This is a genomic window from Vibrio sp. 1S139 (assembly GCF_041439475.1).
GTDB lineage: Bacteria > Pseudomonadota > Gammaproteobacteria > Enterobacterales > Vibrionaceae > Vibrio > Vibrio crassostreae_C.
The window spans coordinates 1-8133 of record NZ_JBGOOD010000105.1 but is presented as its reverse complement, the minus strand read 5'-3'; the positions used below and the strand labels follow the sequence as shown (position 1 = coordinate 8133).

Genomic DNA, 8133 nt, shown 5'->3' with positions numbered 1-8133 from the left:
TCAGTCCATGCTCTTCACAAAAAGCGCGTTGGGTAACACTGCTACTTTCATATTGTTCAAACAGTGATTGCCATTCTAGGTTGGTGCGTCGTTTTGCCATTTCAACTCTCCTTTGGGTTGGAGAGATGATCTTATTCTTCGTGCTGAAAGATTAGAATGCGGTGTTCATGACACGCTTACGTAAAGGTTCCACCCAAGCTATCAATATCCAAGTTGATGGGTGTATTGAAAGGCAAAATAGCCTTAAAGCTCTTCAGTAAGTTTCCATATTTGATGAAAAATAAGCTTTGGGGTAACCACTTTTGGCAAAGGGGCTATTTTGTCGATAGTGTAGGAATTAATGAAGAAATTATTCGACGTTGTGTAAGGCATCAGGAGAAGAAAGAGCGCGTAGAACAGCAACAATTAGTGCTGGACTAAACGAAGGCCCCCTTTTAGGGGGCTCACACAAAGCCACCCTCTTTAGAAGGTGGTAATTTACTATGTTAGACTAAATTATTGCCAGTTATAACTTCCGCTACTTAAATAAAAACACCCGCGACTTATTTGAGGCGGGTGTTTTACATTGTTACTTCGTAAAGCTATTTTAGAAAGCGGCTAATTTGTTCTAATGCTTCTACGGTATGCTTACCATTTAGTGGTTGGTTTACTGGACGGTTAGCCTTGTTGAGCATTTCATAGCCTCCTTTACCTACTTCCAGAATAGTTTCTTCAGTAATGATTGCATAGCCACTGAACTTTGATGCAAGCACCCATTCACGTTCTGGAGTTTTAGATAGCAAATCATAGCCTGTAGAAAAGTCACTAGTTGGGTTATTAACACCTAAATAGTTTTTAAGCAGTGTAGGAGCGATATCTTCATGAGAAGTAAAGTTCTTATTTAGCTTATCGTTACTTAATTGGTTAAATTTTGGGTCTATAACAATAAAAGGAACTTTTACTTGAACATCGGTAAAGTTACTGTTGTGTCCCCAAAAGTTGAGCTTGTTATCGTTAAGCTCTTGCCCATGATCACTAGTAATGATTAGTAATGTATTATCGATTCGACCCGACTTCTTCAAGGTTTCAACTACTTCTCCAATTAATGAGTCAACGTAGTGAACACTATTCTTATATCGGTTAAATATCGGCTCAGGATTAGTATCGTTATTGAGTGTTAGGTAATTAAGTTGTTTCAACATTGGAGAAAAGCCAGCGTCGTAACCTGAAGGAAAGTCATAACCGTGTGGTGCATCGAAGAATAAAAACGAAAACTGAGGTTTGCTAGAATCCGTTTTTTCAAACCATGCTTTCCAATCATTGGTTAAATCACGATCTTTGGCTGATGGTGTTGCGCCTTCTGAACGTATACGAAGATTTGGAACATTTCTAAACACGGTACGATTAAATTCAGGCTTAATTAACTGTGCTGCAGTAAAAATACCTAACTGATAGTTTAACTCTTGTAGTCGATCCATTAGTAGGGGAGATCGTTGATTTGCTAAGAACGCATGCCAATAAGTACTAGGCATCCCGTAAAAAGTACCAAAGATCCCTGCTCGAGTCGCATTACCAGTCGACATATGATTATTAAAAACAGCACCTTGTTGCGATAGCGACCAAGTGATCGGCGTCACTTCTTTGGAAAATGTGTCATAGCGCCAAGAGTCAACCACGATCAACACGATGTCTTTAAGCTCTTCCGGTTGTTCCGCTATGATTGGTTGTAGAGGGTAATTCAAATCACCCTTTTGAGATTTTGTTAGGCTTTTTCCTTGCTCCACAGCATCTAAGTCAATCCATCCAAGTTTTTTCATCAAGGAGTTGGCAGTAAGTGGATAATAAAGTGGTATATAGCGGTTGACCATAGAGACTGGTTGGAATGCATTGGCAGCAGCCCAGGTGTGTATGAAGTTAGCTACAAGAAACGTGACTACAGCAATAGCTGTGATTTTTCTTCCTAGCTTTTTTGGCAGTGCCGAGCCACGATTTGCTATCCACTTCATGAGCTTTAGCTCAATTAAAAGTACGCTTAAAAAGCCAATGATGGCCATTGCCCAAGTGACTAATGGGAAATCAACGATATCACCGGCTAAAATTAACCCGACTACCACTGCGTTAATATGAAATCGATACTGAGCAAACACAATGGTATCGATGAACAATAAGACTAAGAGAAGAGAGGCCAGTATAGCGTTATACCAAGTTGCTTTGTTTTGGTTTAACCACTTGCTTGGTAACAACAAAATACCAAATAAACAAGTCAATAAAAATATTTGTCCAACGACAGAGCTAACTGCGTAGGTGATCGACAGCGGAGTAAAAGCCTCGGCAGGAAAGAATTCAAAGCATCGAATTGAGATCAAAATGGCGAGCATAGCATTAATTAGGATAAACCAACCAATAGAGCGAAAACTGAGTTTGTTCATAGTCTTTCAAAATCCGATATTTGTGAAAGTAATAAGTATTTAATAGCCTTCAACAAGTTGCTTGCCAATAAGGTCGCAACATTGAAAGTGGCGCAAATATTGCCATAGTTCGTAACTGTTTTCATCAACCGTTACAAGCAAAGTGCTGGTTGTCTCTAAAACACTTTCGCTTTTGTCAGCAAGATTGTTGGTAGAGCTTTTCATAAAGCAAAGCAGTATGAGCAATATCGAATTGTTTTAGTTTTTGCTCACTATTGGTTATGACTTCCTGATATAGAGGCTTATCCGTTTTTATTCTGACAATTGCACTAGCCAGCGACTCTGCATTGCCGCTAGGAATTAATAGCCCTGTCTTCTCATGTTCGATGATATCTGGGATCCCTCCGGTGTCAGTACCTATAACCGGTAAACCAGCAGACATTCCTTCCAGTATTACGGAGCCCAATCCTTCAGTATAAGATGGGTGAACTTGAAGATTGGCGATAGCAAACCATTCCCCCATACTCGACTGTTTACCCTTAAAACTCAAATTGCTGAGACCTTTGGCTTGTGCTTCAAGCTCGGCTCTTTTGGGGCCATCACCAAGCAAGCAGATATGAATGTCTGGATGAGATTTGTACAGCAGCTTCGCAGCATCAATAGTAATGTTGAATGCTTTATGTGGCACCATGTTGGCAGCGTGAATTACGAGAAACTTGTCGTTGTATTGCTTTTTTAAAGTTTGTTTCTTCGTTATATCAACAGAGTAAGTCACCGGCGAACTGGGGATTTTATACACATTGGTTTTGGGGTACGCATCTGCTATGCGTGATACGATTTCACTGCTTAAACCAACTACCGCAGAAGCTCTTTGATACGCTATGTTAGCTAGCCACTTTTTTTTCAATGGATTGTCTATTCTGCGAGTAATTATGTATGGGATATTGAAAAACTTGCTCTGCAACCAGGCCCAATATATCGCTTTACCTTCGTGAACATGAATTACCTGGCACCCAGAAGTTATACTTCTCTTATGTGCATGAGCAAAACTTGAAGCTAGAATAACATGACAGCCAAGCTCTTGCGCCGCTATAGAAAAGGGACTTTTAGGGTTTGCAACAACGGTTAACTCATAGCCCATTTTCTTTTGCTGTTTGATAAGTTGTAGTGTCTGATTTTCACCGCCGTGATACCCAGAAGCTAAGTTAACATGACAAATATGCATGAGAGTTAATTCCGTAGTTTTCTTAAACATCATTGTTTAAACTGAAATAGATAGAGGGTTAAATGATATTTGTATTAATCGTTTAACTATTTTCGATAGCGCTTGCCATAGTGTCAAACATGGCAATAACATTGTCGGCTTTGATACGTTGCATTGCTTTGGTATCTTTAACTCTAGTTCGCCAATCTAGTTGCTCGACCTGATCGGAATGCTCTGCTGCAATCGCATCTTCATACACAGATACCACAGAGTGCAACGCATTGTATGGCCCAGTACGCTTTGGGTTGTGATGGGCGTATAGCCCTATAATAGGAGTGCCTACCGCATTTGCCATATGAGTAGGCCCAGTATCCGGAGCTATAATTAAATCTGATTCTTTTATTAAAGCAAGCATTTGTAATAGGCTGCTTTTCCCCACGAGATTATCTACTTGGGTTGTTAGCCGCTCTTCTATTGATTTTGCTAATTCGATTTCGATATTGGCAGGGCTTCCTGATAAGATAACATTCCAACCTGAATGTTGAGCATGTTCTATGAGCGCGACATACCCTTCGATAGTCCAGTTCTTATAGCTTTTACTTGCTGCAGGAACGATAACTAGATTTAAAGCTTTCGATTTGATTTGTGCTTTAGCCCACTGAGTTTGTTCTGGAGTGCATTTTAATTTCCAAGTGGGCTCCTGCTCCGGTACGCCAAGACAAAATGCAAAACTCATTAGTCCATCAAGCACATGCATGCTTTCTGGCGACGGTACTTTTACATTGGTAAACAAAGTCTGAAAGTCTTGGCTACGTTTTGCATCAAACCCAAGTTTATACTTTGCTTTGATGCCCAAGGTTACGATACTTGCACGTAGTGCATATTGCATGTGTAGAAGCGCATCAAATTGACGGCCTTGTAGAGTCTTCCAGAGTTTTTTGTACTCTTTCCAGCCGCCTTTTTTATCAAAGATAATTATTTCTAACCCGTTGACTGCTTCAAGGAGTTGAGCTTCCAGCCTTCCAGTAATCCAAGTTATCTTTGTTTCTGGCCAGTAATTCTGGATTGCTTGTACAGCAGCAATAGTGTTGCATACGTCTCCTATTGCAGATAATCGTAAAATACATAAGGACCTAGGGGCTGAATTAAACAATGACATGGCAAAACTCTAGCAAATTGATTGATAAGAATTATGCAGTTGAGGCTTCAGAATGTAAAATTATTCTAATGGACAACTTAGGACAACACATGCGAACCGAAACAATAGATCATCAAACCATCGTCTATGATCCAAACTTGTTGTCAAAGCGACAAATAAAGGAAGCTTTTGATGCCAATTTTTGGCAGTTGAAGAATATGGTTGTAGGGCAAGCACAAGGTCGAGGTACAACTTGGTTTATTCAGCTAGAAACAACGCAGGCGGCATTGCGGCACTATAGACGCGGTGGCCTTCTAGGTAAGCTGATTAATGATCACTATCTATACCTTGGTGAAAAACGGGTTCGAAGTTTTCAGGAGTTTTTACTGTTACAGGTATTAATTGATAATAAGGTTAATGTACCTAGACCAATCGCAGCTAGAGTGGTCAGAAAAGGTTTGGTCTATCAAGCTGATCTCTTGAGTGAAAAGGTACCTAACGCTAGTGACCTCGTCGATTGCTTGACTAAATCCGTTCTAGATAAGCAAACATATCAAAATATTGGCTCTGAGATACGCAAGATGCATAATGCTCAAGTAAATCATACAGACCTTAATATTCACAATATCTTGGTTGATGTACAGGAGCAGGTTTGGCTTATTGATTTTGATAAATGCTTCCAGCAAAGTGGAAATAGTTGGAAGAAAAGTAATCTAGAACGCCTAAAGCGCTCTTTTATAAAAGAGAAAGGTAAACGTAGGATTCAATGGCAAGAAAGTGACTGGACAGAATTAATGATCGGATACGATGGTATTTTGTAGTAAAGCGGTATCTAAGGTATATTTAGCAACAGTTCATCTCGCTTCTAACTTATAAGAAACTTAATAAACATATGAAAATTGCATTGATTCATATGCGGCACGCTAATACGGGCGGCACAGAGCTATTTTTGAACCACCTATCTCGCTATCTTGCCGAGCGGGGAGAGGAAGTCACGATTATATGTCGTACGCATGTAGAGCCTTCGCATCAAAATATTAAGTTTGTAAAGTTATCGGGGTTAGCTATCGGCAAGTCTCATCGTATTTGGAAATTTGCAAAGGATGTTGAGAATCATTTAAAGTCGCATCACTATGACTTCGTTTATGGTCTTGGTAAAACTTGGTCGCATGACATGCTTCGTATCGGTGGTGGGACCCGAATACATTTGGTTGATACCATAAGAGATGGCAAACCGAACCTTAAAGATAAGGTTGCAATAAAAATTGAGCAACGCTCAATGAAAGATGGGGCGTACAGACACATTGTTGCGAATTCATATAAGAGTGCTCATGAGATCCAACAAGCTTACAATGTTCAACCCGAAAAGATTTCTGTCATACATAACTTTGTTGATACAAAGCGATTTGATCGAGAGAGAGTTTCTGTAGATGTTGAAGCTTTCCGCAAGAATTTTTCTATCGATTGGAGCAAACCTGTATTCTTATTTTTAGGTACGGGGTACAAGAGAAAAGGATTATCTGAAACACTACAAGCTTTTTCTCAATTGAGTATTGAGGCTAATTTACTAATTGTTGGTAGGGAAAGCCATGAAGAGAATTATAAGCAGCAAGCCCAGAGTTTGAAAATTGCAGAAAAGTGTCATTTTCTAGGCTCGCAGACAGCACCCGAGCTCTTTTTCTCACTTGTTGACTGTTATGTTTTCCCAACTCATTATGAACCTTTTGGTTTTACTGCGATTGAAGCATTGTCATGTGGATGCCCAGTTATTACCACTGAAGATTGTGGTGCGAAAGAGGTGATGCAACCAACTGTTTCGACCGTAGTCGAATCAGGGAAAGACGTAAACGCGTTGACAGAAGCTATGCATTATTGGGCTGAAAAGCGAAATGATTTGAATTTAAAAAAGGCTTGTAGAGACTTAGCCCTAACACTAGATGTAGAAGCCATGATGGAAAAGAACTATCAGATGATTCTCTCCGTCTACAAAGAGAAGCAAAAATAATAATGCAAGACTTTCTTAACTGGCCTGTTATTGGCCGAGGCTCTGAGCGAACTTGCTATTTAGACCCTAAAGATCCTAATCGGTGCATTAAGGTAAGTCATCGAGATAAGTCTAAACAAACTAAACGAGAGGTTGCATACCTTGAGAAATTAAAAAAGAATAATATAGACTTTACACATCTACCTCAGTATTACGGAGTTATAGACTGTGGGGATTATATCGGTATTATTCAAGAAGTTGTACGTAATGACAATGGTGATATTGCTTCTGATCTGAGGCACTATCTAAAGCGAAATAGAAGTGAAAAAGAGTTAAGTTTTCTACAAGACGGGCTTAATGAACTAAAGGGTTACCTTAAAGAAAATAATATTATTCCTAGTGACTTAGTTCTGAGTAATATATTGGTTTTAGAGAAAAAAGAAAGTATAAAACTTGTGCTAATTGATGGCTATGGTAGTACAGAACTATTTCCATTAAGCAATTATCTACCATTGGTTGGTCGTAGAAAAATAGAAAGGAAATGGAATAAATTTAAAACAAGCAAACTTCCTAAACTTGATAAAATTGAAATCCAGGTTAATGTTATATCACTTTTAGAGAGTAAAAAACGACGAGCTAATGTTGATGCACAATTTTCCGGAAAATTAAAATACTCTTATTTTGATGCTTATAAATTCAATGATATACCTAAAATATTTGCCAGTAAAATAGACGACAGAAAAACTATTTTTCGAAGAGGTTATGCACTGGGTCGTGGTGAAAGAGGCTGTTTTTATTCACATTATGCGCTTTGGCATAAATGTGTCTCTGATAATGTACCTATGATAATATTGGAAGATGATATCGTTATAAAAGAAGATTTCTTTGATTTAATAAAATCCAACAAACTGGATGACCAGGAGTATGTTAAATTAGAAAAAAGAAGCTCTTCTTTAATTAATTTTGGGGATTTTTTCTTTCCTACGCAGAATCGTTCTGGTGCTGTGGGGTATTACCTTTCACCAATTGGGGCGAAAAAGCTGATTGATAATTCACATGTAGTGTATATGCCGGTAGATCATTATATTGGTGCGGTATGGTTACATGGTATCCCTCCTCTTTGCTTGAAGAAGCCTGTGATCACGCACCACTATGAAATGGGCACAAATATACAGTCTGAAAGGAAAATACTTGAAAATGACAGGAGCTATAGCATTTTTTCAAGGTTACTAAGAAAGTTTATCCGATTGAAAGAAAACTGTATGTATCGTTTAGTTTCTATTAAGAAGTTTTATTTATTAAAATGTGGATAATAAAAAATATCATATGTTGCTTTTTGTCGATACTATATTGGTAGCTATATTGGGCGTTGTTGCCTAAATTAGTTGAACCTTTTCCAAGTCCTGTGATCTGATCATTT

6 protein-coding genes and 2 pseudogenes are annotated in these 8133 nt (G+C 38.7%); 4 read left to right on the top strand and 4 right to left on the bottom strand.

What is annotated here, in order from left to right; all coding sequences use genetic code 11:
• A pseudogene (locus ACED46_RS20840) lies at positions 1 to 100 on the bottom strand (IS66 family insertion sequence element accessory protein TnpB); the annotation flags it as partial.
• A gap of 71 nt (positions 101 to 171) precedes the next feature.
• Here ACED46_RS20840 and tnpA point away from each other — a divergent pair.
• Positions 172 to 420 (top strand): annotated as a pseudogene (gene tnpA, locus ACED46_RS20835) (IS200/IS605 family transposase); the annotation flags it as partial.
• A 161-nt stretch (positions 421 to 581) separates the two neighbouring features.
• On the opposite strand, the gene ACED46_RS20830 reads toward tnpA, so the two are convergent.
• The 3 genes from ACED46_RS20830 to ACED46_RS20820 form a co-directional block, all read right to left on the bottom strand.
• Positions 582 to 2408 carry a DUF3413 domain-containing protein gene (locus ACED46_RS20830; RefSeq protein WP_137002434.1) on the bottom strand — a complete coding sequence of 609 codons (1827 nt, stop codon included), beginning with the start codon at positions 2406 to 2408 and terminating at the stop codon, positions 582 to 584.
• Between the two features lie 175 nt (positions 2409 to 2583).
• Positions 2584 to 3612, bottom strand: a complete 1029-nt coding sequence (locus ACED46_RS20825; RefSeq protein ID WP_137002439.1) for a glycosyltransferase family 4 protein — start codon at positions 3610 to 3612, stop codon at positions 2584 to 2586.
• A gap of 82 nt (positions 3613 to 3694) precedes the next feature.
• A complete protein-coding gene (locus ACED46_RS20820; RefSeq protein WP_137002435.1) occupies positions 3695 to 4750 on the bottom strand; it encodes a glycosyltransferase family 9 protein in 1056 nt (351 codons plus the stop codon).
• An 89-nt stretch (positions 4751 to 4839) separates the two neighbouring features.
• Here ACED46_RS20820 and ACED46_RS20815 point away from each other — a divergent pair, with 89 nt between their 5' ends.
• From ACED46_RS20815 to ACED46_RS20805, 3 genes are all read left to right on the top strand, one after another.
• Positions 4840 to 5550 carry a 3-deoxy-D-manno-octulosonic acid kinase gene (locus ACED46_RS20815; RefSeq protein ID WP_371722348.1) on the top strand — a complete coding sequence of 237 codons (711 nt, stop codon included), beginning with the start codon at positions 4840 to 4842 and terminating at the stop codon, positions 5548 to 5550.
• A 71-nt stretch (positions 5551 to 5621) separates the two neighbouring features.
• Positions 5622 to 6734 carry a glycosyltransferase family 4 protein gene (locus ACED46_RS20810; RefSeq protein WP_137002437.1) on the top strand — a complete coding sequence of 371 codons (1113 nt, stop codon included), beginning with the start codon at positions 5622 to 5624 and terminating at the stop codon, positions 6732 to 6734.
• 2 nt (positions 6735 to 6736) lie between these two features.
• A complete protein-coding gene (locus ACED46_RS20805) occupies positions 6737 to 8026 on the top strand; it encodes a YrbL family protein (protein ID WP_371722347.1) in 1290 nt (429 codons plus the stop codon).
• The last annotated feature ends 107 nt before the right edge of the window (positions 8027 to 8133 follow it).